17 protein-coding genes, 1 tRNA gene and 2 pseudogenes are annotated in these 23,620 nt (G+C 65.0%); 12 read left to right on the top strand and 8 right to left on the bottom strand.

Annotation, left to right across the window (positions count from 1 at the left end; genetic code table 11):
• Positions 1-91: 91 nt before the first annotated feature.
• The 8 genes from D002_RS0110750 (at position 92) to D002_RS0110715 (ending at position 8,627) form a co-directional block, all read left to right on the top strand.
• Positions 92-592, top strand: coding sequence for a DUF4168 domain-containing protein (locus D002_RS0110750; RefSeq protein ID WP_018141928.1), 501 nt, complete (start codon positions 92-94; stop codon positions 590-592).
• A gap of 323 nt (positions 593-915) precedes the next feature.
• Positions 916-1,344: a 50S ribosomal protein L13 gene (gene rplM, locus D002_RS0110745; protein ID WP_018141927.1), complete on the top strand. Its 429-nt coding sequence runs from the start codon at positions 916-918 to the stop codon at positions 1,342-1,344.
• A gap of 31 nt (positions 1,345-1,375) precedes the next feature.
• A complete protein-coding gene (gene rpsI, locus D002_RS0110740) occupies positions 1,376-1,768 on the top strand; it encodes a 30S ribosomal protein S9 (RefSeq protein ID WP_018141926.1) in 393 nt (130 codons plus the stop codon).
• Between the two features lie 43 nt (positions 1,769-1,811).
• Positions 1,812-1,885 (top strand) — tRNA-Gln (locus tag D002_RS0110735).
• A 506-nt stretch (positions 1,886-2,391) separates the two neighbouring features.
• On the top strand, positions 2,392-3,309 hold the full coding sequence (locus D002_RS0110730) for an MBL fold metallo-hydrolase (protein ID WP_018141925.1): 918 nt from the start codon (positions 2,392-2,394) through the stop codon (positions 3,307-3,309).
• Between the two features lie 97 nt (positions 3,310-3,406).
• Positions 3,407-3,556 carry a DUF3096 domain-containing protein gene (locus D002_RS13615; RefSeq protein WP_018141924.1) on the top strand — a complete coding sequence of 50 codons (150 nt, stop codon included), beginning with the start codon at positions 3,407-3,409 and terminating at the stop codon, positions 3,554-3,556.
• A gap of 207 nt (positions 3,557-3,763) precedes the next feature.
• Positions 3,764-7,606: a DUF3683 domain-containing protein gene (locus D002_RS0110720; protein WP_018141923.1), complete on the top strand. Its 3,843-nt coding sequence runs from the start codon at positions 3,764-3,766 to the stop codon at positions 7,604-7,606.
• A 187-nt stretch (positions 7,607-7,793) separates the two neighbouring features.
• Positions 7,794-8,627 (top strand): rhodanese-like domain-containing protein, encoded by an 834-nt coding sequence (locus D002_RS0110715; RefSeq protein WP_018141922.1) that lies wholly within the window; start codon positions 7,794-7,796, stop codon positions 8,625-8,627.
• Between the two features lie 83 nt (positions 8,628-8,710).
• On the opposite strand, the gene D002_RS0110710 is transcribed toward D002_RS0110715, so the two are convergent.
• Complete coding sequence (locus D002_RS0110710) at positions 8,711-8,920, bottom strand: DUF2905 domain-containing protein (protein WP_018141921.1); 210 nt, start codon at positions 8,918-8,920, stop codon at positions 8,711-8,713.
• 18 nt (positions 8,921-8,938) lie between these two features.
• Positions 8,939-9,601 (bottom strand): ribose-5-phosphate isomerase RpiA, encoded by a 663-nt coding sequence (gene rpiA, locus D002_RS0110705; protein WP_026181665.1) that lies wholly within the window; start codon positions 9,599-9,601, stop codon positions 8,939-8,941.
• Between the two features lie 248 nt (positions 9,602-9,849).
• Between rpiA and ilvA the strand changes: the two genes are divergently transcribed.
• The 4 genes from ilvA (at position 9,850) to D002_RS0110685 (ending at position 15,630) form a co-directional block, all read left to right on the top strand.
• Entirely contained in the window at positions 9,850-11,364 is a 1,515-nt protein-coding gene (gene ilvA / locus D002_RS0110700) for a threonine ammonia-lyase, biosynthetic (protein WP_018141919.1), read from the top strand.
• A 193-nt stretch (positions 11,365-11,557) separates the two neighbouring features.
• Positions 11,558-12,751, top strand: a complete 1,194-nt coding sequence (locus tag D002_RS0110695; protein ID WP_018141918.1) for an efflux RND transporter periplasmic adaptor subunit — start codon at positions 11,558-11,560, stop codon at positions 12,749-12,751.
• 6 nt (positions 12,752-12,757) lie between these two features.
• Positions 12,758-15,271: an ATP-dependent helicase HrpB gene (gene hrpB / locus D002_RS0110690; protein ID WP_018141917.1), complete on the top strand. Its 2,514-nt coding sequence runs from the start codon at positions 12,758-12,760 to the stop codon at positions 15,269-15,271.
• 137 nt (positions 15,272-15,408) lie between these two features.
• Complete coding sequence (locus D002_RS0110685) at positions 15,409-15,630, top strand: hypothetical protein (protein ID WP_018141916.1); 222 nt, start codon at positions 15,409-15,411, stop codon at positions 15,628-15,630.
• A 22-nt stretch (positions 15,631-15,652) separates the two neighbouring features.
• Here D002_RS0110685 and D002_RS13980 read toward each other — a convergent pair.
• The 6 genes and pseudogenes from D002_RS13980 to glgA form a co-directional block, all read right to left on the bottom strand.
• A pseudogene (locus D002_RS13980) lies at positions 15,653-15,808 on the bottom strand (helix-turn-helix domain-containing protein); the annotation flags it as partial.
• Positions 15,809-15,882: 74 nt separating this feature from the next.
• Positions 15,883-17,059 (bottom strand): annotated as a pseudogene (locus D002_RS0110680) (sigma-54-dependent transcriptional regulator); the annotation flags it as partial.
• Positions 17,056-18,702 (bottom strand): PAS domain-containing sensor histidine kinase, encoded by a 1,647-nt coding sequence (locus D002_RS0110675; RefSeq protein ID WP_018141914.1) that lies wholly within the window; start codon positions 18,700-18,702, stop codon positions 17,056-17,058. The pseudogene D002_RS0110680 and the gene D002_RS0110675, both read right to left, overlap by 4 nt.
• A 9-nt stretch (positions 18,703-18,711) precedes the next feature.
• Positions 18,712-18,984 carry a PP0621 family protein gene (locus D002_RS0110670; RefSeq protein WP_018141913.1) on the bottom strand — a complete coding sequence of 91 codons (273 nt, stop codon included), beginning with the start codon at positions 18,982-18,984 and terminating at the stop codon, positions 18,712-18,714.
• 114 nt (positions 18,985-19,098) lie between these two features.
• Entirely contained in the window at positions 19,099-21,939 is a 2,841-nt protein-coding gene (ppc, locus tag D002_RS0110665; RefSeq protein WP_018141912.1) for a phosphoenolpyruvate carboxylase, read from the bottom strand.
• Positions 21,940-22,032: 93 nt separating this feature from the next.
• The gene (gene glgA / locus D002_RS0110660; RefSeq protein ID WP_018141911.1) at positions 22,033-23,520 is read right to left on the bottom strand and encodes a glycogen synthase GlgA; all 1,488 of its coding nucleotides are present in this window, start codon (positions 23,518-23,520) and stop codon (positions 22,033-22,035) included.
• Between the last annotated feature and the right edge of the window lie 100 nt (positions 23,521-23,620).

The raw sequence follows: 23,620 nt of genomic DNA, 5'->3' as shown, positions 1-23,620 counted from the left end.
TCACACGGTTGCAACGAAATCGGGTCACAGGCGTAAACGCCCGTATGGCCCCGAGATCCGAACGATCATGAAAGGAAGAAGGAGCAAAATGATGAATATGCGCAAGACGATGCTCGCGATGGCCCTGACCTCCCTGTTTGCCGTTGGTGGTGCCGCTTCGGCCCAGACCGGTGGCGCCGAAGGTGGTGCTGGCGGTGACATGGGCGGTGCCCAGGGCGGACAGCCGCCGGCCCAGGAAGGCGGTGCCCAAGGTGGTCAGCCGCCGCAGGGCGGTGCTGAAGGTGGCGCGGCCCAGGGCGGCGCCCCGATGCAGGAAGCCCCCGAGGTTGACCTGAGCGAAGAAGATATCGACACCTTCGTCTCCGCGTTCGTCGCGGTTCAGGAAGTGCGCGAGGACTTCGCCGACCGTCTGCAGGGTGCCGAGGATGAAACCGAGGCCCAGTCCATGCAGCAGGAAGCGCAGGATGAAATGGTTAGCGCCGTCGAAGATGCGGGCATGAGCGTCGAGGAATACAACGAAGTCGCCATGGCTCTGCAGAACGACCCTGAGCTGATGCAGGAAGTGCAGGAACGCGCCGAAGCCCAGCTGTAACCGTTGGTGCCAAGCGCACCCGGGCACGAGCCCGGGGTTTGCTGGGGCCGGCCTTTCGGGGTCGGCCCCTTTCTTTTGCGCCGTAGCGCCATATCCAGACCCCCATACCCAGACCTGATGGGTCCGCCCAGGCGGGGCCCAGTTGTCTATCTAGGGGGCACTGATTGAGTCGCGCCCACGGCGTTGTGGCTCTACCTGTACGCAAAAGCGACCTGAGCGCGGACGCACGATTAAATCTACGTCCGCCTAGCTTGAATCGGGCGCAGGGAAGCGTTATTCTTGCGCGCTTTCTGAATCGCCCCGACCTCGGAGCATCGAACATCATGAGTACCATCAGCGCCAAGCCGGCCGAAGTCGAACGCGACTGGTTTCTCGTCGACGCCGACGGCAAGACCCTCGGTCGACTCGCCACGGAGATCGCAAGCCGCCTGCGCGGGAAGCACAAGCCCGTGTACACGCCGCATGTCGATACCGGCGACTACATCGTCGTGATCAACGCGGAGAAGATCCGCGTCTCCGGCAACAAGGCCATGGACAAGAAGTACTTCCACCACTCCGGTTACCCGGGTGGCATCAAGGAAGCCAACTTCACCCAGATGATCGAGCGTCATCCGGAGAAGGTGCTGGAGCTTGCCGTGAAGGGCATGCTGCCGCGCAACCCGCTTGGCCGGGCCATGTTCAAGAAGCTCAAGGTCTATGCCGGCACCGAACACCGGCACACGGCCCAGCAGCCGCAGCCGCTCGAAATCTGAGCCGCCAGAACCAGCAAGGGAATCGATCCGAATGGCTAGCAATCAATATTACGGCACCGGTCGCCGCAAGACCGCCTCGGCGCGCGTCTTCCTGCGCCCCGGCACGGGCAATATCACGGTCAACGAGAAGCCGCTGGACGACTTCTTCGGTCGCCAGACTTCTCGCATGGTCGTGCGTCAGCCGCTGGAGGCGACCGAGTCGACCGGCAACTTTGACGTGATCGCGACCGTCGAGGGCGGTGGTGGTAACGGCCAGGCCGGCGCGATCCGCCTTGGCATTGCCCGCGCCCTGGTGCAGTACAACGAAGAACTGCGCTCGCCGCTGCGTCGCGGTGGTCATCTCACCCGCGATGCCCGTGAGGTAGAGCGGAAGAAGATCGGCCTGCGCAAGGCCCGTCGTGCGACCCAGTACTCGAAGCGCTAATATCCGCGTCGAGTGGTAACGGGAAGCACGCGACCCGGTTTACTGGGGGATCGTCTAGCGGTAGGACTGCGGACTCTGACTCCGCCAACCCAGGTTCGAATCCTGGTCCCCCAGCCATCCATAGAAAAGGGCCCCCTCGTGGGGCCCTTTTCTATGGATATTTGAGCGAGTCTAGGGTTCGAACCTGGAAGGTTCGGCGTAGCGCAGCGGAGCACTGCACGCGCGAAGCGTGTGCAGCCCGAAGGGTGAGGCGGCGCAGCCGCCGAATCATCCTGGTCCCCCAGCCATGGCAACTCGTCCCTCGAAGGGGCGTGTCGTCATGGCTGGGCCTTGTAGCGATCGAGGACGCGGCGTCCAGGGCGTTTGCGGATGTTTCTCGTGCAGGGGCCCGTATCCTCAATCGCTCCTCGCATCCGGCCTCGGACCTGGCTCAGGCCCATGCCCTGATCGTCGGGTCACGCACCAAACCTGCAACCCCCTCAACTTCTCCCTCGCTCCACTACAATCCCCTGGCAGTAATCGGGAAATGCAGGGAATTCTCCAGGCTTTTTCCCGTCAAAGTCCGCAGAGCCTGGATTGACCGGGCCGAATGGACACCAAAATGGAATGAGGAGAAGAGCACCATGTCGGTACCCGATAACCCCTACGAGCCTGTATCCGTAGACACGACGGCCCATGAAGTGGAGGGCGCGGACACCTGGTACATGATCGGGAAGTCCGGTGTCCCCGACCCGGACAACGAGGGCCATACCTCGAATGCCGGCTTCGTGGTGACCGATGAGGGCGTGGTGGTGTACGACGCTCTGGGGACGCCGCCGCTTGGTTTTGAGATGATCCGTCGCATTCGCGAAGTGACCGACCAGCCGATCAAGTACGTGATCGCGGGGCACTATCACGCGGATCACATCTATGGCCTGCAGGCCTTTGCCGACCATACCGACGCCAAGATCATTGGCCAGTCGCGCGCGCGGGATTACCTGGATAGCCGTGGCGCGGTTTCGCGACTGGAACAGCGCCGAGGTGTGCTTGCCCCGTGGGTCGACGAGGATACTCAGATCATCCCCCCGGACGAGTTCTTCGACGATGAATACACCATCCGCTTGGGTGGCAAGACCTTTCGTTGCGTCCATGCCGGCCCCGCACATTCCCCGGACGACATCATGATGGTGGTGGAAGAGACCGGCGTGGTCTTTGCCGGCGATATCGTGTTCGATGGCCGCATCCCCTTCATGGGGGACGATGCGCTGGACTCGGAGAACTGGGTCAATCGCCTTGAGGAACTAATGGAGATGGACCTGAAGTTTTTGGTCCCCGGACACGGTGATGGTACCGACCAGGCGGCGCGGGCGGTGAAGTTTACCCACGACTACATCGTGTACCTGCGTGAGCACATGGCCACGGCGGTGGAAAACATGGACTCCTTTGACGAGGTATACGCGGCCATGGACTGGTCCGACTACGAAGACCTTCCGGCGTTCGAGGAGACCAATCGCAGCAACGCCAATGCCGTCTATCTGGAGATGGAAGAGAAACTGTTCTGAGATCGCTGAGCCGGTCGCCTGGCGTCTGTAAAGGCGCCGGTGCGATATTGTGCCCGACACGCCACCCCTGACGTACGTGCGAAAGGAGTTATCGCCCATGACGTTACAAGTTGATCCAAGCCTGCTGATGGCCATTCTGTCCCTGGTGGCTGGCATCCTGATCCTGATTCGTCCCCGGTTGTTGAACTACATCGTCGCTATCTATCTGATCGTGATTGGCGTTCTGGGTCTGATCGCCCACTTGTAGGCAGGACCGGTTCTTAGGAGAGGGCGGTCCAAGTGCGCTGACCCTTGAACGGCGCAGACCGGCTCCTCGGGGCCGTTCGCCATCGGCCGATGCCGTGGCGGATGATAGTTTGGTGCCCAAAAGCATGGACCAACAGTGCGAGTTCATGCGCAGGGCGTTCGGACCCGTTACTCTTTGGCCTCATTCTGATCGGGGGGCCACGCCTCAATGACCGCCGAACGCGTTCGAGAAATACCCTATAACTACACGTCCTTCTCCGACCGCGAAATTGTTATCCGTTTCCTGGGATCCGATACCTGGGACCTCCTCAACGAGCTGCGCGGGGAGCGTCGGACCGGTGTGTCCGCGCGCATGCTGTTCGAGGTCCTGGGGGATATGTGGGTGGTTACCCGCAACCCGTATATCCAGGATGACCTGCTGGAGCACAAGAAGCGTCGCAAGGCGCTGATTGATGCCATGCAGCATCGCCTGGACCAGATCACGGCCCGGGCCGACGGCAACGAAAAGGCATTGAAGCTCGCCCAACGCGCGCAGGCGGCGGTGTCCGCGTTTGCCAAGGAATTCACGGATACCGCGGCGTTGCGCGATCAGGTGCGCAAGCGCATAAAGGGCCTGACGCACAAGGACAACATCCAGTTCGGCGGTCTGGCGCGGGTCTCCCATGTAACGGATGCCACGGACTGGCGCGTTGAACTGCCGTTCGTGGTGCTCACACCCGATTCCGAAGAAGAGATGGGCCCGCTGGTTGCGGCCTGCATTGAGCTCGGTTTGACGGTGATTCCGCGCGGCGGAGGTACTGGGTACACCGGCAGTGCGGTCCCGCTGTCCAAGCGCTCGGCGGTCATCAACACTGAAAAACTGGAAGGGATTGGCGAGGTCAAGCGCCGGCCTTTGCCGGGTGTGGATCAGGATGTGCCGGTGGTGCGCGTAGAGGCTGGCGTGGTCACCAAGCGGGTCTCCGAGCTGGCCGGTCGCAATGGCCTGGTGTTCGCGGTGGACCCGACCTCCCAGGATGCCTCCACGATCGGTGGCAATGTGGCCATGAACGCCGGGGGCAAGAAGGCCGTGCTGTGGGGCACCGCGCTGGACAACCTCGCCGCGTGGACCATGGTGACCCCCGAGGCCGAGTGGCTGTATGTCGAGCGGCTGGACCACAACCTCGGCAAGATCCACGACGCCGAGACGGTGCGCTTTCGCGTGAACCGCTACCAGCCGGATGGCAAGACCCCGAAGGGCGACCCCGAGATCCTCGAGATGCCGGGCCAGAACTTCCGCAAGCTGGGGCTGGGCAAGGACGTCACCGACAAGACCCTGATGGGTGTGCCGGGCATCCAGAAAGAGGGCTGCGACGGCCTGATCACCTCCGCCGAGTTCATCCTGCACCGGATGCCGGACAACATCCGTACCGTGTGCCTCGAGTTCTACGGGACCGACCTGCATCAGGCGGTCCCGGCGATCGTCGAGATCAAGGACGCGGTGGATGCCGAGGAAGACGTTCTACTGGCGGGCCTCGAGCACCTGGACGAGCGTTACGTGCGCGCGGTGAAGTACACCCCGAAGGGGGCCCGTGGCGACCTGCCGAAGATGGTCCTGATCGCCGATATCGTGTCGGATAGCGAGGATGCGCTGGGTACGCTGGCGGCCAAAATGGTGCGCGCGGCCAACGCCCGCAACGGCGAAGGCTTTATTGCGGTGAGCCCCGAGGCCCGCAAGCGTTTCTGGGCGGATCGTGCCCGTACGGCCGCCATCGCGCACCATACCAACGCGTTCAAGATCAACGAAGACGTGGTCATCCCGCTGGAACGCCTGGCGGAGTACACCGAGGGCATCGAATCCCTGAACGTGCGCGAGTCGCTGAAGAACAAGCTGACCATGGTCGACGAGGTGCTGGAGTGCATGCGCGGCGACCACCCGGAACTGCGCGAACTGCTGGAGGACACCGGCGGCGAGGGCCAGCAGTGGTTCGAGTCCAAGCGCGAGCGGGCGGTGGAAGTGCTGGAGGCGGTGAAGAAACGCTGGGAGGCGATCTCGGAGAACTTCTTCACCCTCGCATCGGAATGTGACGAGCTGCTGGACGAGCCCGCCCGTGCCGATCGCCGAGACCACGACAAGCTGATGAACCTGCTGCTGCGGCGCAGCCTGCGGATCTCCTATCGCGCCGAGGTCGAACGCCCGCTGTTCGAGATCTTTGGCGGGCACCAGCTGGAGCCGGTGCGCAAGCGCCTGGCCGGAATCCACGACCGCGTGCTGACCAGCCGGCTGTTCATCGCCCTGCACATGCATGCGGGCGACGGCAATGTGCACACCAACATCCCGGTGAACTCCAACGACTATCAGATGATGCATCGGGCCGAAGGCCTGGTGGACGACGTGATGCGTCTGGCGCGGGAGCTGAATGGGGTGATCTCCGGCGAGCACGGGATCGGTCTGACCAAGATGCAGTACCTGGAACCCGAGCGCATCGAGTCGTTCGCGAAGTACAAGAAGCAGGTCGACCCGAACGGTGTGTTCAACGCCGGCAAGCTGCTGGAGGGTTCCGGGCTGTCCAATGCCTACACGCCATCCCTGCGACTGGTGAAGCAGGAGGCGCTGATCCTGGAGCAGAGCGAGCTGGGCGATCTCAACGACGAGATCAAGGACTGCCTGCGCTGCGGCAAGTGCAAGCCGGAATGCAACACGCATGTCCCGCGCGCCAATCTGCTCTACTCGCCGCGCAACAAGATCCTGGCCACCGGGCTGATCGTCGAGGCCTTCCTCTACGAGGAACAGACCCGGCGCGGGCTGTCGATGAATCACTTCGAGGAGATGAACGACGTCGCGGATCACTGCACGATCTGCCACAAGTGCCTGAATCCGTGCCCGGTCGACATCGATTTCGGCGATGTGACCATGCACATGCGCTCGATCCTCAACAAGAAAGGCAAGCGCAAGGCATCACCGGCGACTATGGTCTCCATGGCCTTCCTGAATACGAAGGATCCGGCCACCATCAAGGGCCTCCGCAAGGGCGCGATCCAGATGGGCTACGCCGCTCAGCGCCTGGGGCACTGGTCGTTCAAGACACTCGGGCTGACCGGCGAGGGCAAGACTCCGCGTTCGACGACCGGCAAGGCGCCGGTGCACGAGCAGGTGGTGCACTTCGTGAAGAAGCCGATGCCGGCAGGTCTCCCAAGCCAGACTACGCGCCAGATGTTGGGGCTGGAGGACTCGCGCTATGTGCCCATCCTGCGTGATCCGGTGAAGACGGATCTGGATTCGGATGCGGTGTTCTACTTCCCGGGCTGTGGCTCTGAGCGCCTGTTCAGTCAGGTCGGGCTGGCGACGCTGGCGATGCTCTACGACGTCGGCGCGCAAACCGTGTTGCCGCCAGGCTACCTGTGCTGCGGGTATCCGCAGAATGCGGGTGGCGACTTCGAGAAAGGCCAGCAGATCAGTACCGAGAACCGGGTGTTGTTCCACCGCCTGGCGACCACGCTGAACTACCTCGATATCAAGACCGTGGTGGTGTCCTGCGGGACCTGCATGGATCAGTTGCTGAAGTACGAGTTCGAGCGGATCTTCCCGGGGTGCCGGCTGCTCGACATCCACGAGTACCTGATGGAGAAGGGCGTCCATCTCGAGGGGCTGAAGGGTGTGCAGTACATGTACCACGATCCTTGCCACTCGCCGATGAAGTCGCACAAGCCGACGGACGTCGCCTCCAAGTTGATGGGGCAGGAAGTCCTGAAGTCGGATCGCTGTTGCGGCGAGGCGGGAACCTTCGCCATTAGCCGTCCGGACATTGCCACCCAGGTGCGCTTCCGCAAGCAGGAAGAGCTCCACAAGGGCATCAAGGAACTGACCGGTGAGGAAAAGGCCGAGAACGGCAACGTGAAGATGCTGACTTCCTGCCCGGCCTGCCAGCAGGGGCTTTCGCGCTATCGCGAGGACACCGGGCTGGACACCGACTACATCGTGGTCGAGATGGCCAATCGTCTGATGGGCGATGGGTGGCAGAAGGCCTTTATCGATCGGGCCCGCGAGGGCGGCATCGAGAAGGTCCTGCTGTAGTCCCACGGATGGGGCCCGCCCGGGCGTTCAACACGAGGCGCCCGGGTTGGCTACAATCGGGTGAGCCGGGCGGCCGGGGCGGAATAAAGCACCACTACCCCGCGTCGCTCCAACGGGCGACCAGTACGTCCGACACGGCCGCGGCAGCGTGAGCGGCATGACCACCCGTCCATGCAAGGGAGATCGCATGACATTTCGCTCTTTGAGTCCCCGTCTTGCCGCCATGGCCCTTTGTGTCGGGTTGGCGGGCGCCCCGATCGCGGCCAGTGCTCAGGCCTTTGTCGAATTCCCGGGTCGTAGCCTGTACGAACGATTCGGCGTGGATGCCGTGGATCTGTTCGACCTGCGCGGCCAGTTGTCCCGTTCCACGGTGATCGATGTCCGGCCGCGCCTGGAGTACGACATCCTGCACATTGAGGGGGCCCACCACGTACCCCTGGGCGCGCCGGACTTTGAAGACCAAGTGCGCGCACTGGAAGAAGAGCATGGCGGACCGCTGGTGTTCTACTGCAACGGTCGCGAGAGCTACATGTCGTATCGCGCGGCGGCGCGGGCCAACTCGGCCGGGCTTGGCCCGACTCAGGCCTACGATGCTGGGGTAAGGGATTGGGCGGAACGCTATCCCGGCCTGGCGATGTTGCGTGGCGAGCCGATTGAGGACCCCGAGACCCAGTTGATCGGCGATGAGGCCTTCGAGGCCCGTCTGCTGGATGCGGATACGTTCGCCCAGCGGGTGCGCGGCGATTCCGAGGCGGTGGTAGTCGATGTGCGAGGCAATGATGAACGCGACGAGATCTCGCTGTTCGCGGGCCGCGAGATCTCGTCCCCGATGGAGAACATCGACACGCTGAACCGGGTCCTGGATCGGGCCGATCGCGAGGGTCACGACCTGTTGATTTTCGACCAGAATGGCCAGCAGGTTCGGTGGTTGCAGTACCACCTGGAGGAGCGTGGCATCGAGAATTACCACTTCCTGGAAGGCGGTCTGCAGCGTTTCTACGATGAGGTGATGTCTCGCTGAGCGAGGGAACGCACTCGATTCAGGATGCGAAACGGAAAAGGGGCCGGGATGACAAATCCCGGCCCCTTTTTGCGTGTACAGCTTCAGCGCCGGAAGAGTGCGAGGACGATCGAGACCACGACGCTGATAATGATCATGGTGGTGATCGGAAAGTAGAAGCGCGCGTTCTCGCGTTCGATCACGATGTCACCCGGCAGGCGCCCCCAGGGGATCTTGCCGAGCCACGGCCAGAGCAGGCCGATCAGCACGATCAGCCCGCCGATGATGATCAGCCATTTGCCAGTGTCGGTCATGGCGATCGTCCGGGCCGATTATTTTGCGGTCATCTCCTCGACACCAGAGGACGAACCCACCAGCATTACGTCCGCCGGCCGGCGGGCGAATAGCCCGTTGGTCACCACGCCGGCGATGTGGTCCAGCTCGGATTCCAGCTCCACCGGGTTCATGATGCGCAGGTTATGCACGTCCAGGATCACGTTGCCGTTGTCGGTATTGAAGCCTTCGCGCAGCTCCGGGTTGCCGCCCAATTTCGATAGGGCGCGCGCCACATGGCTGCGCGCCATGGGGATGACCTCAACGGGCAGGGGGAATGCACCCAGATAGTCGACGACCTTGGTCTCGTCTACGACGCACACAAAGGTCTTCGAGGCGGCCGCCACGATCTTCTCGCGGGTCAGCGCGCCGCCGCCACCTTTAGTCAGGTGCAGGTGGCGAGTGGCCTCGTCGGCGCCATCGACATAGATCGGCAGCGGGCCAGCCGAGTTGAGATCCAGCACCTCGATCCCATGGCCCCGCAGACGTTCGGCACTGGCCTCGCTGGAGGCCACGGCGCCGTCGATCTTGCCCTTGATCCCGGCCAGGGCGTCGATGAAGTAATTCGCGGTGGAGCCGGTGCCCACGCCCACGATCCAGCCGCTTTCGATTCGTTCCAGGGCCGCCTCGGCAACGGCCTTCTTCATTTCGTCCTGATTCATCAACGTCTCTCGCATATACGGTCCATAACCCACTGAGGATACCGACTGCTCCGTCCCTGGGACAAGCGGGCCCGTTTCGGCGAGACGCATTGACCTCTCCGGTGCCGTTCCCGTTCATTCGAGCCACTGGCACGGACTGGTGGCGAAGCGGCGACTGCGTCGTTGCACTGGCTTCAATGGCCAAAAAGGGTGCAACCGGCCTCATAAACGTGCCTCTCCGAGCAGATTCGCATGCTATCGTTCGGGCCATGAAAGTCCCCTACCTTGAGAAAATCCTGACGGCGCGTGTGTACGACGTGGCGCGCGAGACCCCACTGGATTTGATGCCGAGCCTGTCGCAGCGTCTGGGTTCTACTGTGTGGCTCAAGCGTGAGGATCTGCAGCCAGTCTTCTCATTCAAGCTGCGAGGGGCGTACAACAAGATCGCCCAGCTGACCCCGGAGCAGCGCGCCAAGGGCGTGGTGGCGGCATCGGCCGGCAACCATGCCCAGGGGGTCGCGCTGGGTGCAAACCATCTTGGCATCAAGGCCGTGATCGTGATGCCGGTGACCACGCCGTCGATCAAGATCGATGCGGTACGGCGTTTCGGCGGCAAGGCCGTTCTGCATGGGGATTCCTTCGATGAAGCGGCGGCCCATGCGCGCGAGCTGGAAGCGACCCATGGCTACACCTTTATCCACCCGTTCGACGATCCCGACGTGATCGCGGGTCAGGGGACCGTGGCAATGGAACTGCTGCGCCAACATCCGGGCCCCTTGGATGCGGTATTCGTTTGCATTGGTGGTGGCGGGCTGGCGGCTGGTATGGCGGCCTACATCAAGCGCCTGCGCCCGGAGATCAAGGTCATCGGGGTGGAGCCGGACGATGCGCCCTCAATGTACAAGGCGTTACGCCAGAATCGCCGGGTCATCCTCAACCAAGTCGGCATCTTTGCCGATGGCGCGGCCGTTCGACAGGTCGGCAAGGAGACCTTCCGTATGGTGCGCGAGCTGGTCGACGAGGTCCTCCTGGTGGATACCGACTCGATCTGCGCAGCCATCAAGGATGTCTTCGACGATACCCGCGTGGTGGCTGAACCGGCGGGTGCGCTAGCGGTCGCGGGTATGAAGCAATACATCCAGCGTGAGGGTCTGCAAGGCGCGAATCTGGCGGCGGTGCTTAGTGGAGCCAATATCAACTTCGATCGACTGCGTCATGTGGCGGAGCGCGCCGAGATTGGTGAGCACCGGGAGGCCCTGTTTGCGGTCACAATTCCGGAACGTCCGGGAAGTTTTCGTCAGTTCTGCCAGGCGATCGGCAAGCGGGGCATTACCGAGTTCAACTATCGCTATGCCGATGACGAACGCGCCCAGGTATTCGCTGGCATCAAGCTGGAGCGTGGTGATGCCGAGCGTCAGGAGATTCTGGCGGCGCTGGGAGGGGCCGGGTACGAGGTCCTGGACATGACCGAGAACGAGGTGGCCAAGCTTCACCTGCGACATATGGTCGGGGGCCACGGCGGCGAGGTCCGCAACGAGCGGATCTATCGCTTCGAATTTCCGGAGCGTCCGGGGGCGCTGCTGAATTTCCTGACCCACATGGGGCAGACCTGGAATATCAGCCTGTTTCACTATCGCAACCATGGCGCGGCCTACGGACGGGTGCTGGTGGGAATGCAAATCCCCACCGAGGATCGTGCTCGGTTCCGCTCCTTCCTGAAGGAAGTCGGCTATCCCTGGCACGAGGAGACGGCCAACCCGGCCTACTCGCTGTTCCTGCGCTGAGCGTGTTTCGCTTGCGCTAGGGTGCAGTGGCTCGGTGCTGTTCGGCCCGGATGTTTCCGGTGGCTGCGGTCAGCCGCCAGCCAACTAGGGCAGGCGGCGGATTGACGCACTTCAACATTGGAGCCCGCACTTCACGTGGCGGGGCGGCCGATGAGGGAGCGCGCTGGACCGCGGGATTTGCGAGACTGATGGTATGGCGATGAAGAAGCGAATCACGGTTGGGCTGGTGGTGCTGGCGGGAGTGGTCGCGCTGGTCTGGGCATTGCGCCCGCAGCCAGTGCCGGTCTCGATCACCGAGGTACACGTCGGCGCCTTCGAAGAGACGGTGCGTGAGGAAGGCCGAACACGGCTGCGCGAGACATACACCGTGTCCGCGCCCATCGCCGGCTATCTGCATCGGGTGCAACTGGAAGAAGGCGATGCTGTGGGCCTGGGCGACACGCTATTCCGCCTGGAGCCCTTGCCGACGCCAGCGCTGGATGCGCGTTCGCGCGAGCAGGCGCGCGAGAATCTGGCCGCCGCGCGCTCGCGGCTGCAAAGTGCCGAAGCGAACCTCGAGAACCTGCGAGCCGAGGCGCGGTTTTCCGAGTCCGAGCATCGCCGCCACCAGGAACTGTTCGAGCGCGGCGCGGTCTCGGCGACCGAGGTGGAGCGCATGGAGACCATGCGCGATCGGGCCCGCTCGGCCGTGCGCTCGGGCGAGGCCGCAGTGGAGGTCGCTCGCAGCGAAGTTGAGAGTGCCCGTCTGGTGCTGGACATCGCCAGCGGCCAGATGCCGGAGTCCGAGGCGGGTACTTTGGCCGTACGCTCGCCCGCCGACGGGGTCGTGCTCGAACGCTATCGCTGTTGCGAGGGAACGATCGGCGCGGGCGAGCCCGTTCTGGTGGTGGGCGACCTGGACGACCTGGAGGTGCAGGTGGACCTGCTGTCGATGGACGCTGTGCGGGTCGTGCCCGGTATGCATGTGCGCCTGACCGACTGGGGCCGTGACGCGCCACTGGAGGCCACGGTGCGTCGGGTGCAGCCGTTCGGGTTCACCAAGATCTCCGCGCTGGGGGTAGACGAGCAGCGTGTGCCGGTGATTTTGGACCTGGATTCGGTAGAGGCACGCCTGGCTGGATTGGCTGTTGGTTACCGCGTGGAGGCCGAGTTCGTCCTGTGGGGGGGCGACGACGTGCTGCAGGTGCCGACCAGCGCGCTGTTTCGTGATCGCGGCGAATGGTCTGTGTTTGTAGTCGAGGAGGGTCGGGCGCAGCCGCGTCCGGTTGATGTCGGTCGCCGGGCCGGCTTTGCGACCCAGATCCTGGAAGGCCTGGAGGCGGGCGAGCGCGTGGTGACGCGCCCCGGCGATCGCGTGCAGGCCGGAACCCGCGTGACCGAGAACTAAGCCTCGATGCCCCAGGCCCCCGATGCTGCGCCGGCCGCGCAGGCGCTGGAGGATTTGCTAAGCCCCCTGGATGCCGCGCTGGCTGCCCACGGGGCGGCCGTGCTGGTGGCCGAACCGGGGGCCGGAAAGACCACACGCGTGCCGCTGCATCTGGCCGCGGGCCCGTCCGAGGGGTGGGTGATCTGTCTCCAGCCGCGGCGTATGGCGGCACGCATGGCGGCTACCTTCATGGCCGATCAGTGTGGCGAGATGGTCGGAGAGACGGTTGGCTACCGTGTGCGTGACGAGCAAAAGGTCTCGGGGCGCACGCGCGTGGAGCTGGTCACAGATGGCCTGTTCCTGCGTCGCATCCAGGCCGATCCGTTGCTGGAGGGTATCGGTGCAGTCGTGTTTGACGAATTCCACCTGCGCCGGCCCGAGGCCGAACTGGCGTTGGCCTTTGCCCTGCAGGTGCGCCGGTTGTTGCGTCCGGAACTGCGCATCGTGGTGATGTCTGCGACGCTTGATGATGAGGCGGTCGCGCGCCTGCTGGCGCTGCCGGAGGCTGATCCGGTTCCGGTGTTGCGGGCCCGGGGACGCCAGTTTCCGGTGGATGTGCGTTTCCTGCCGCCGGAGAGTGAGGCGCCGCTGTCGCACACCGTGGCTTCTGCGGTGCAGGATGCGCTGGTCGCGGAGCCAGGTTCGTTGCTGGTGTTTCTGCCCGGTGAGCGCGAGATCCGCGAGGCGACCGCGCGCCTGGGCGAGGTTGTCGATACCCCGTCTGGTCCTGCTCGGGTCACGCCATTGTTCGGGCGGCTATCTGCGCAGGAACAGAACCGGGCGGTGCGCCCGCCACCCACGGGCGAACGCAAGGTCGTCCTGGCCACCGATATCGCCGAGACCAGTCTGACCATCGAGGGCGTGCGCGTGGTGATCGACGCGGGACTGTCGCGCGAGCCGCGTTTCGATGCGGCGACCGGGCTCTCGCGGCTGGTGACGGTGTCGGCCTCAAAGGCGTCCGCCGAACAACGTGCCGGTCGTGCTGGACGCACCGAGTCCGGTGTGGCCATCCGGCTGTGGGCGCGGGGTGAGGAGGTACAGCGCCCGGACTACGCCACACCCGGCCTGCAGCAGGTCGATCTGCTGCCATTGGCCCTCGAACTGGCTGGCTGGGGCGAGGCGGTAGCCGAACTCGACTGGCTGGAGCCACCCCCTGCGCATGGCCTGGCCGCCGCGCGGGGAATCCTCACGGAGTTGGGGGCGGTGGATACTGACGGGCGGATTACCGAACACGGGCACGCCCTGTTGCGCCTGCCGACCCACCCGCGCCTCGCGCATATGCTGCTGCGTGCCCGCGAGCGGGGGCTTGCGACTCTGGCTTGCGAACTGGCGGTGGTGGTCGAAGAGCCGGGTCTGGTCGGGCCAGGAGCGCCACTGGAATTGGGGGCCCGCCTCGAGGGGGCACGACGCAGCGGCGGGCGGCCCTGGAAGAGTGGGCTGCGGCGATTGGGGCAGGCGCTGGATCGCCTGAATGGGGCTTCCGCAGAAACGACCGCTCTGCTGGATGAGCCCGTCGCGCTGGGGGTGCTGGCGGCGCTGGCCTGGCCCGAGCGCATCGCGCGACATCGGGGCCACCAGGCCGGGCGCTTCGTGATGGGCAATGGCCGAGGCGCCTTGATGCCGGAGCGCGAGCGCCTGGCCCATGCTGATTACCTGGTTGCGGTGGACTGCGTAGATGCCGAGCGCGAGGCGCGCATCCGCTGCGCGGTGGCACTGGACCTGGTTGCGCTGGAGCGTGAGGCCCCGGAGCTGTTCCACCAGGAGACACGCTGCGACTGGGTGGAGGACGGCGCGCGGCTGGAGAATGCACGCATCCGGCGTATCGGTACGCTGGTGGTGGAGCGGCAGATGGTGGCGCTGGACGACCCGTCTGCCACCATCCCGCTCTGGTGCGAGCGGCTGCGCCGCGAGGGGCTGGGGCGGCTGGCCTGGGACGATGCGGCGACCCAGTTGCGCGCCCGGGTCCAGCTACTGCATACCGCGATGCCAGAGGCCGGGTTCCCGGATCTTTGTGATGCCACGCTGCTAAGTGGCCTGGAGGACTGGTTGGGGCCGTACCTGGCGGGGGTCACGCGGATGCGCGATCTGGAGCGACTGGACCTGACGGCGATCCTGCGCGGGCGGCTTGACTGGGCGCGCCAGCAGCAATTGGACCGCGAGGCGCCATCCCGGATCGAGGTGCCCTCCGGTTCCGCGCACCGGATTGACTACACCCAGGAACCTCCGGTGCTGGCAGTCAAGCTGCAGGAGCTGTTCGGGCTGGCCGAGACGCCCGCTGTGGCCGGTGGACGTGTACCCCTCGTGCTGCACCTGCTGTCGCCAGCGCGGCGTCCGGTGCAGGTGACGCAGGATCTGGAAAGTTTCTGGGAGAAGGGTTACCCGGAGGTGCGGCGTGAACTGAAGGGGCGTTATCCGAAACATCCGTGGCCGGAAGACCCCTGGAATGCGCCCGCGACGGGGCGTTCGAAGCGACGGGGATGACCCGACTCAAACAAGGCGCGGGGGCTTCACCTGCGAATAGCCCCCCTACGGGGGCGACAGACGATGCGGCGCGTGGCGTTCTCGGGTAGTGTCGCGTTCAGTGCCGCCCGAGACCCCATGCGAGGACACAACCCCCGATGCTGAAGTTTCTGACCGTGATCCTGATCCTGCTGTTCGTCTGGTGGCGGGTGTCGCGCTGGATGGATGTGCGGCGACGCCGGGCACGCGGGGAGGATGTGTCCTACCAGGTGGACGTGAAGGGGTTTCGTCCGATTACGGTGCTCAGCATCATCTTCCTGATCCTTTATGGCGGCTACGTGATCTGGTTTGCCCTGACCGAATGGGCGGACCTGCTCTAACCGAGTGCCGGCGGATTGCCGACTATTCGATCCCAAGTTTCTTCAGGCGGTAGCGCAGCTGGCGAAAGCTGAGGCCCAGCAGGCGCGCGGCCGCGGTCCGATTGCCGCCGGTCTGTTGCAGGGCGGTGGCAATCGCCTGGCGTTCCTGGGCCGCGAGCTGTTCATCCAGCGCGGGGTCGGTGCCACTGGTCGCGGTCTCCGCGTCGGAGGTATCGTCCAGTGGAGCCTGGCTCGATGGGTGCGTTGCCGCAAAGCCATTGGCGGGTAGGTCGATGTTGTCAGCGTCGATCCGCGGGCCTTCGCATAGCGTGGCGGCCCGCTCCAGGATGTTCTCCAGTTCGCGCACGTTGCCGGGGAAGGAATGCCGTTGCAGAGCCTCCCGCGCCCCAGGTGCGAGTTCGAGTGCCTCCATTCCCCATTGCTCGCTGATGCGCTGGAGGATGTGGGTGGCCAAATGGCCAATATCGCTGTGGCGTTCGCGTAGCGGCGGTACCTTCAATTCGATGACGTTCAGGCGGTAGTACAGGTCCTGGCGGAAACGGCCTTCGCGCACCGCCTTTTCCAGGTCGTGGTGGGTCGCGCTCAGGATGCGCACGTCGACCGGGAGCTCGCGCGTGCCGCCGACTGGCTTGATGGCGCGTTCCTGGATGGCCCTCAGCAGCTTGACCTGCATCGGCAGTGGCAGATCGGCCACTTCGTCCAGAAACAGCGTCCCGCCATCCGCCGACTGGAAGAGACCGGTGTGATCCTGGTTGGCGCCGGTAAAGGCGCCCTTGCGGTGGCCGAAGAACTCGCTCTCCATTAACTCGCCCGGGATAGCACCGCAATTGACCGGTACAAATGGGCGCTCCGCGCGGGCGCCCAGACGGTGAATCTCGCGCGCGACCAGTTCCTTGCCGGACCCCGATTCGCCAGAGATGAATACTGGCGCCTGGCTGCGGGCCAATTTGTGAATCGTGGCGCGCAGCCCCTGCATGGGCTTGGACGCCCCCAGCAGGGGGCTGGTGTCGGTACCAGCGGGTACGCTCAGCGATTGGGCATCCTCGGTGGTCGGGGCCACGGGCTCCAGACGGAGGGCGGCGTCGATCAGCTCGCGGAGTTGCTTCAGGTCTACCGGCTTGCTGACAAAATCGAAGGCTCCCAGCTTCAGGGCTTGAACAGCCGTGTCTACACTGCCGTGGGCGGTGATGACCGCAACCGGCAGCTCGGGACATTGGTGCTGGATATGGCGGACCAGGTCCAGGCCATCCCCATCCGGCAAACGCATATCGGTCAGGCACAGGTCGAAGTCGCGTTCGGCCAGGAGTGCGCGCGCGGGTTGCAAACGATTGGCCGTCGTGGCCTCTAGCCCCATGCGGGCCAGGGTGATCTCGAGTAGTTCGCAGATGTCGGGCTCGTCGTCGACGACCAGCACGTGACGGATACTCATGCGCTTCCTTCCTTGTGCAGCGCTGGCATATCAGCTTCCAGGGGAGCAAACAGGACCCGGAAGCAGCCGCCGGTGGGTGTCCGGACGTACTCCAGCGATGCCCCGTTGTTTTCGCACAGCATGCGCGAGATGTACAGGCCGAGCCCGGTGCCCCCGGCACGCCCGGAGACAAACGGCTCGAACAGATCCTTTTCCTGCTCGGAGGAAATGCCTGGGCCGGCGTCGATCACATCCAGGCTGACCACCCGTGCAACCTGGCCGGCGCCGCCGCGCAGCACGATGGGCGGGGTGCCGGGTTGGTCATGGCCGCCGTGGATGCGGGCGTTGGTGCAAAGGTTCCACAGGGTCTGGTTGAGCTGGGAGGGGTCGAACTGGATCTCGGAGTCCACCGGTTCGACCCGCGCATGCAGTGTCTCCCGGGGTAGTTGCAGTGCACCGCAGAACTCTTCGGCGAAGCGGTCCAGGGCCTCCTGCAGGTTCAGGCGTTCGCGCTCTCCGGTATCCCGGCGCGACAGGCTGAGGACGTTGGAGATCAGCTCGTTCACCCGCTTGCTCTGGTTGTTGATGATGTCGAGCAGCCGCTGGTCATGGGGCTTCAGGTCCGGCGATTCGCCCAACAACTGGGCGCTGTGGCTGATGGCGCCCAGTGGGTTGCGGATCTCGTGGGCGATGCTGGCGGTGAGCCGGCCCAGCGCCTGTAGTTTGCTGGCCTGGGCCTGGCGCTGGAGCTCCGCGGCGTCTTCCAGGATCAGGAGGGTTCCCTGATCCCCTTGATCGCCGAGGGGAGCGAGGCGGATACGCAGGGCGGGCTGGTCGCGGTCCCCGGGCAAATGCTGACTGGTGTTCGGCATGCCATTGCGCTGCCAGTCACGCACCGTGCGGGCGACCGAGGGGGACAGGGACGACAGGTGTCGCCCCGGACGCGGCGGCAGCAGCCGGCGGGCGGCCTCATTGATGGAGCGGATGTAGCCGTTCGGGTCGACGGCGACGACGCCAGCGCTCATGCGCGCGATGATCTGGGCGTTGAGCTCAGCCAGGTTGGCCAGGTCTGCCTCCTGGCGTTCTACCTGGGCGCGGGTTTCACCTGCACGGCGGGCGAAATGGCGGGCCAGCAGGCCGGCCGCGAACAGGGTGGCCCCGAGCAGGCCCGCCTGGGTGATCGCGGTGTCCGTCGGGTGAAGGAACAGGGCGGTAACTCCCTCGGCCAACAACAGCGCAAGGGTCGCGATCGCCGCCAGGGTCAGAGCGAAGCGCGCGCTGGAAAGCAGCACGGTGGCCACCAGGGCGGGGACGAGCAGCAGACCGATGCCGGAGCCGACTCCGCCGGAGACCATCAGTAGCACAATCAGGCCGATGCCATCACCGGCGCCGCCGATCAGGGCGATCCGGCTGAGGCTAGCTGTGTCCGGGTTCTGCGTGCAGCGCCAGGCGAACCCGGCCGCTACCACGGCGAAGGCGAGATAGGCCGTCGCAAAGACGACGTAGAGCGGGGGGGTGAGGACCTGCAGTCCCAGCGGCGTGTCGGGGAACAGGCCGAGCAGCAGCAGGACCGCTGCGACGAACACACGGTACAGCGCGAACAACCAGGCGGAGCGCCGGGTATCGGCATCCAGCGGCGCGTTTCCCTCGGCCTCGGCGCCCATGGGTTCGGGTCAGTCGTCTTCGGTTCGGGAGTCGGCGTCCGACCGGTTGCGGTCGACCTCGGCATGCTGGGGCGAACAGTAAAGACGGTCGCCGTCCCGGTAGGCTTCGGCCTCGGGCACGTGTACGCCGCAAAAGGCGCAGCGGATGACCGCGCCGCCTTCTTTCAGGCGTTCGGGCCGTTCACCCTGATGGACTTGCTTGCGTTGGCTGGTGGAACGCACGAGCGTTCGCACCGCGAGAAATACGGCAACAATGACGACGATCAGCAGGAGCAGGCGCATGTCGGGATTCTATGGAAACACGGCTTGATGTGCACGCGCGAGCGGGTGCCGTCCCTTGCGCGAGGGCATTGCAATAAGGACTGCCGCTGGTTGCAGTCCCTATTTCGGGGGGCGTTAGCCGGTGTTACGCATACCCGCGGCGATCGCGTTGATAGAACGCAGCATGGGTGAGATCCAGGGGTTTTCGGCGTCGTCTTCGGCCTCGGCGTCAAACTGACGCGATTCGCGCAACAGGTGGATCTGGATGCTGTTGAGCGGGTCCAGGTACGGGTTGCGGCGTTGCAGCGAGCGTGCCAGCAGCGGGGTCTCGTCCATCAGGGCGTCCAGCTGTGCGACCCGCAGGACCTCGGTCACGGTGCGGCTGTGTTCTTCGCGTACGCGGGTGTAGATGCGGTCGGCCAGGTCCGGGTCGCTGCACAGGCGGGCGTACTCCGCCGCGGTGCGCATGTCGGCCTTGGTCAGCGCCATCTGGCAGTTGGATAGCAACGAACGGAAGAACGGCCACTCCTGGTACATACGCTGCAGCTGGGCGAGGCGTTCCGGGTCTTCGCCGCGCCAGCGCTCGAGCGCGGTGCCGATCCCGTACCAGGCGGGCAGCGTGTGGCGTGCCTGGGCCCAGCCAAAGACCCAGGGGATCGCGCGGATCGAGCTCTTGGAGCGGTCGGTCTTGCGCCGGTGCGAAGGGCGCGAGCCGATGTTCAGGAAGCCGATCTCCTGGACCGGGGTGACCTCATAGAAGTAGTCGAGCACGCCGTCGGTGCGGTCGATCAGTCCGCGGTAGGCATCCTCGCCGCTTTCCGCGAGCTCGTGCATGGTGGCGCGGTAGTCATCGCGGTCCTGGCGCGGTGGCCGGACCAGGCTGCGCGAGGCGAGCATCACGCCAGTCGCGCCCATACCCAACTCGTACACCGCGGTTTCCACGTTGGAGTACTTGTACGACAGCACCTCACCCTGTTCGGTGAATTTGATGCGTCCCTGCACGGTGGCCGGGGGCTGGGCGAGGATGGACTCGTGGGTCGGGCCACCGCCGCGGCCGACGGTGCCGCCACGGCCGTGGAACAACTGGCAGCGCACGCTGAAGCGGTCGGTGATGCCGACGATCTTCTTCTGCGCCTCGTAGAGGTTCCAGCTGGAGGCGAGAATGCCGCCGTCCTTGCAGGAATCCGAGTAGCCGAGCATGACGTCCTGGATGTTGCCGGAGGCGGCCAGCAGGCGGGCGTACACCGGGTTGGACAGCAGGCCCTCGAGCACGTCTTCCACGTGCAGCAGGTCTTCGATGGTCTCGAACAAGGGCGAGATGCGCAGGCAACAGAAGGGGTTGCCTTGCTCGTCGTTGCCCGCGAGTCCGGCCAGGCGTCCCAGCAGCAGGACCTCGAGCACATGCGAGGCCGCGTGGGTCATGGAGATCACGTAGGTCCCGATGCCGTCCGGTCCGACCTCGCGGCGCATGGCCTGGATCACCTCGAATACGCGCAGGGTCTCGCGGGTGCTCTCGCCGAGGGCTTCGCGGTCCAGCTCGGGGAGCGTATCGGCGGCGATCAGCTCGCTCAGGGCCTTCTGGCGACCGTTCTCGTCCAGTGCGGCGTAGTCGGTATCCGGTGCCAGTTGGCCCAGCAGTTCCGCGATCGCGTCGGAGTGGACGGTGGATTCCTGGCGCACGTCCAGGTGATGGAGGTGAAAGCCAAAGGTCTCGACCAGACGGATCAGGTCGGTTAGCGCGCCGCTGGCGATGTTGCGGTCGCCGTGGCTGATCAGCGAGTCGCGGATCAGCTTCAGGTCCTGCAGGAAGGCCTGGGCATCGGCGTAGGCGCTGTTGGTGGGGAGTACGGCGGCCTCGCCGTGGACTCGGCGCACCACGGTGTCCAGGGTCTCGCGCAGGCGGTAGCGCATGATGTAGAGCTTGCGCCGGTAGGGCTCGCTCTCGAAGCGATCCGAAGCGCCCTGAAACACCGCGTTGGCGATGTTGCCGTCGGATTCCAGGCTGTCGAGGAAGGCCTGCGACGGCTGGCACATGAAGGCCGAGTGCGTGAGCACGTTGCGCAGGTGATTCACCCGCTTGATGTACTCGCGCAACACCTGTTCCATGGCTAGACGACAGGCCAGTTCGGTGACCTCCGGGGTGACATTGGGGTTGCCATCGCGGTCGCCGCCGATCCAGGAGCCGAAATGCAGGAAGGCCGGGATACGCACGGGAAGGCTGCCGTCGGCGTTCACGCCGTAGATGCGGCGGATGGCCTTTTCCAGGAAGCGGTAGGACTGCGGGATGGCCTCGAACAGGCTCTCCTCGAAGTAGAACAGACCGTACTTGATCTCGTCCTGGACCTGGGGCTTCTTCACCCGCACCTCGTTGGTACGCCACAGCAGCTGGATCTGGGTTTCCAGTTCCTCGGTGATCAGGCGGCGTTCTTCTTCGCCCAGGCCCGGCTGGTTCAGCCGGTCGGCGGTCTCGAAGACCCGTCGCTGATTCTCCATCGTGGTCCGGCGTCGGGCCTCGGTGGGATGCGCGGTGAACACCGGCTGGTAGTGCATCTCGTTCAGCAGCCGTTCCAGCTCCTCGGCGGTGATGCCCTCGTCATGCAGTTCACGCAGGGTCTGGTCGAAGGAACCGGTCCATAGCGGTTCGCCGCTGGAGACCTGGGCACGGCGCCAGCGGTAGAACAGATCTTCCTCGGCGATGTTCACCAGACTGAAGTAGATGCTGAAGGCGCGGATCACACGCTCGGTCAGCGCGGCGTCGAAGTGCGTGATGTCGGCCATCAGCTGGCGGCGCAGCTCGGCATCTTCCTCCTTGCGCAGGCTGACGAAGCCGCGTCGCAGCTTCTCCACCGCGTTGAACACGGCCTGGCCTTCCAGCTTGTAGATCACGTTGCCCAGCAGTTCCCCGAACAGGCGCACGCGGGCGCGCAGTTCCTTGTCCTTGGGCAGGAATCGGTCGTGTTGATCGCTTCGAGTCATATCGGGCCTGTACACACAGGACGACTTCCGCCGCGGCCTGTGCTTGCCGGTTGATTGCCGTGAGAGGGTCGGGACGTCGGGAAAAGGACGAGATTATAGCGCAGATGGCGCTTTCGCACGCCGGGTGCGGCGCGGGACCTGCTGGCGGTATAACGCCAGGTAGGCGTCGGCGCTGGCGGTCCAGCCAAAGTCCTGGTTCATTCCGTTGCGTATGAGCTGTTCCCAGCGACCATCAGCGCGCGCTGTGTAAAGCCCCAGCGCTCGTTCCAGTGCCTGTCCGAGGGCGCTGACGCTGTCCGGGGTGAAGCTGAAGCCGGTGGCACTGCCATCGTCCAGGTGCTCTGGGGTTGCATCCACCACGGTGTCGGCCAGGCCGCCAGTCGCGTGTACCACGGGCGGGGTGCCGTAGCGCAGGCTGTAGAGCTGGTTCAGGCCGCAGGGCTCGAAGCGTGACGGCATCAGAAACAGATCGGCGCCCGCCTCGATCTGGTGCGCCAGCGGCTCGTCGTAGCCAATGTGCACGCCCACGCGGCCGGGGTAGGCGCGCGCCAGGGCGCCGGTGGCATGTTCCAGGTCTTTCTGCCCCGAGCCGACCAGCGCCAACTGGATGTGCCCGGCCTCCAGCAGCGGCGTGCAGGCGGCGTGCAGCAGGTCGACGCCTTTCTGCTCCACCATGCGGCCGACATGCCCCAACAGTGGGATATCTGGATTCACGTCCAGCCCCAGACGGGTTTGCAGCGCGGCCTTGTTCGCGGCCTTGCCGGCGAGGTCATCGGCGCTGTAGCGCACGGCGATGTGGCGGTCGCGGCTAGGGTCCCAGTCACGGTAGTCGACCCCGTTCAGGATGCCGTGCAGGTCCGCGCTCCGGGCGCGCAGTACGCCATCCAGTCCCATGCCGGAGGCCGGTTCCTGGATCTCTTGGGCATAGGTAGGGGAGACGGTGGTGACCACATCGGCGAACACCAGACCTGCCTTCATGAAGGAGAGCTGGTCGTGAAATTCCAGTGCCTCCGGGTGCCAGAGATCGGCGGGCAGGTTGAGCTCGTTCAGGGTGCTCGCGGGGAACAGCCCCTGGTAGGCCAGGTTGTGGATGGTGAAGATGGTGTGTGGTCGCTCGACCCCGGTGCGTTCGGGGTCCAGTAGCAGCGGGACCAGACCGGTCTGCCAGTCGTTCAGGTGCACCAGTTCCGGCGTCCAGTCCAGGCCGGCCTCGTCACGCGCCAGCGCCACGATGGCGCGGGCGAAGCCGGCAAAGCGCTGGGCGTTGTCCGGCCAGTCCATGCCGTTGCTTGCGCTGTAGGGGTTGCCGGCGCGCTGGAAGTATTCCGGCCAGTCGATCAGGTAGACCGTCAGGCGGGTCCCGGGCAGCTGTCCCTCGATAATCTGCCACGGGGCGTCCTCCGGGCCTGGGCGCACCGAGGCGTTGACCAGGTTGCGGCAGGCCTCGGGGTACGCGGGCACCACCAAGCGCACATCCTGGCGCCGCCGGCGCAGGGCGGCGGGCAGGCTGGCACTGACATCGGCCAGGCCCCCGGTCTTGACCAGACCGTAGGCCTCGCTGCTGGCGAACAGGATGCGCATGCAACAATCCCCGAATATGGAACCGGCGGGACCGGTTGGGTTTCTATCGATTGTAACGCAGGGGCCGGGGCGGCACTCTGGGCACAGGACAAGGGAGACA

Origin of the sequence: Thioalkalivibrio sp. ALJ7, from assembly GCF_000376865.1 — a bacterium.
Lineage (GTDB): Bacteria > Pseudomonadota > Gammaproteobacteria > Ectothiorhodospirales > Ectothiorhodospiraceae > Thioalkalivibrio.
Note: the sequence above shows the minus strand (reverse complement) of the source record. Positions and strands in the feature narration are given on the sequence as shown.

Coding starts and splice junctions, on each gene's coding strand:
- D002_RS0110750 (WP_018141928.1), top strand. CDS start 92: ATGAATATGCGCAAGACGATGCTCGCGATGGCCCTGACCTCCCTGTTT.
- rplM (WP_018141927.1), top strand. CDS start 916: ATGAGTACCATCAGCGCCAAGCCGGCCGAAGTCGAACGCGACTGGTTT.
- rpsI (WP_018141926.1), top strand. CDS start 1,376: ATGGCTAGCAATCAATATTACGGCACCGGTCGCCGCAAGACCGCCTCG.
- D002_RS0110730 (WP_018141925.1), top strand. CDS start 2,392: ATGTCGGTACCCGATAACCCCTACGAGCCTGTATCCGTAGACACGACG.
- D002_RS13615 (WP_018141924.1), top strand. CDS start 3,407: ATGACGTTACAAGTTGATCCAAGCCTGCTGATGGCCATTCTGTCCCTG.
- D002_RS0110720 (WP_018141923.1), top strand. CDS start 3,764: ATGACCGCCGAACGCGTTCGAGAAATACCCTATAACTACACGTCCTTC.
- D002_RS0110715 (WP_018141922.1), top strand. CDS start 7,794: ATGACATTTCGCTCTTTGAGTCCCCGTCTTGCCGCCATGGCCCTTTGT.
- D002_RS0110710 (WP_018141921.1), bottom strand. CDS start 8,920: ATGACCGACACTGGCAAATGGCTGATCATCATCGGCGGGCTGATCGTG.
- rpiA (WP_026181665.1), bottom strand. CDS start 9,601: ATGAATCAGGACGAAATGAAGAAGGCCGTTGCCGAGGCGGCCCTGGAA.
- ilvA (WP_018141919.1), top strand. CDS start 9,850: ATGAAAGTCCCCTACCTTGAGAAAATCCTGACGGCGCGTGTGTACGAC.
- D002_RS0110695 (WP_018141918.1), top strand. CDS start 11,558: ATGGCGATGAAGAAGCGAATCACGGTTGGGCTGGTGGTGCTGGCGGGA.
- hrpB (WP_018141917.1), top strand. CDS start 12,758: ATGCCCCAGGCCCCCGATGCTGCGCCGGCCGCGCAGGCGCTGGAGGAT.
- D002_RS0110685 (WP_018141916.1), top strand. CDS start 15,409: ATGCTGAAGTTTCTGACCGTGATCCTGATCCTGCTGTTCGTCTGGTGG.
- D002_RS0110675 (WP_018141914.1), bottom strand. CDS start 18,702: ATGGGCGCCGAGGCCGAGGGAAACGCGCCGCTGGATGCCGATACCCGG.
- D002_RS0110670 (WP_018141913.1), bottom strand. CDS start 18,984: ATGCGCCTGCTCCTGCTGATCGTCGTCATTGTTGCCGTATTTCTCGCG.
- ppc (WP_018141912.1), bottom strand. CDS start 21,939: ATGACTCGAAGCGATCAACACGACCGATTCCTGCCCAAGGACAAGGAA.
- glgA (WP_018141911.1), bottom strand. CDS start 23,520: ATGCGCATCCTGTTCGCCAGCAGCGAGGCCTACGGTCTGGTCAAGACC.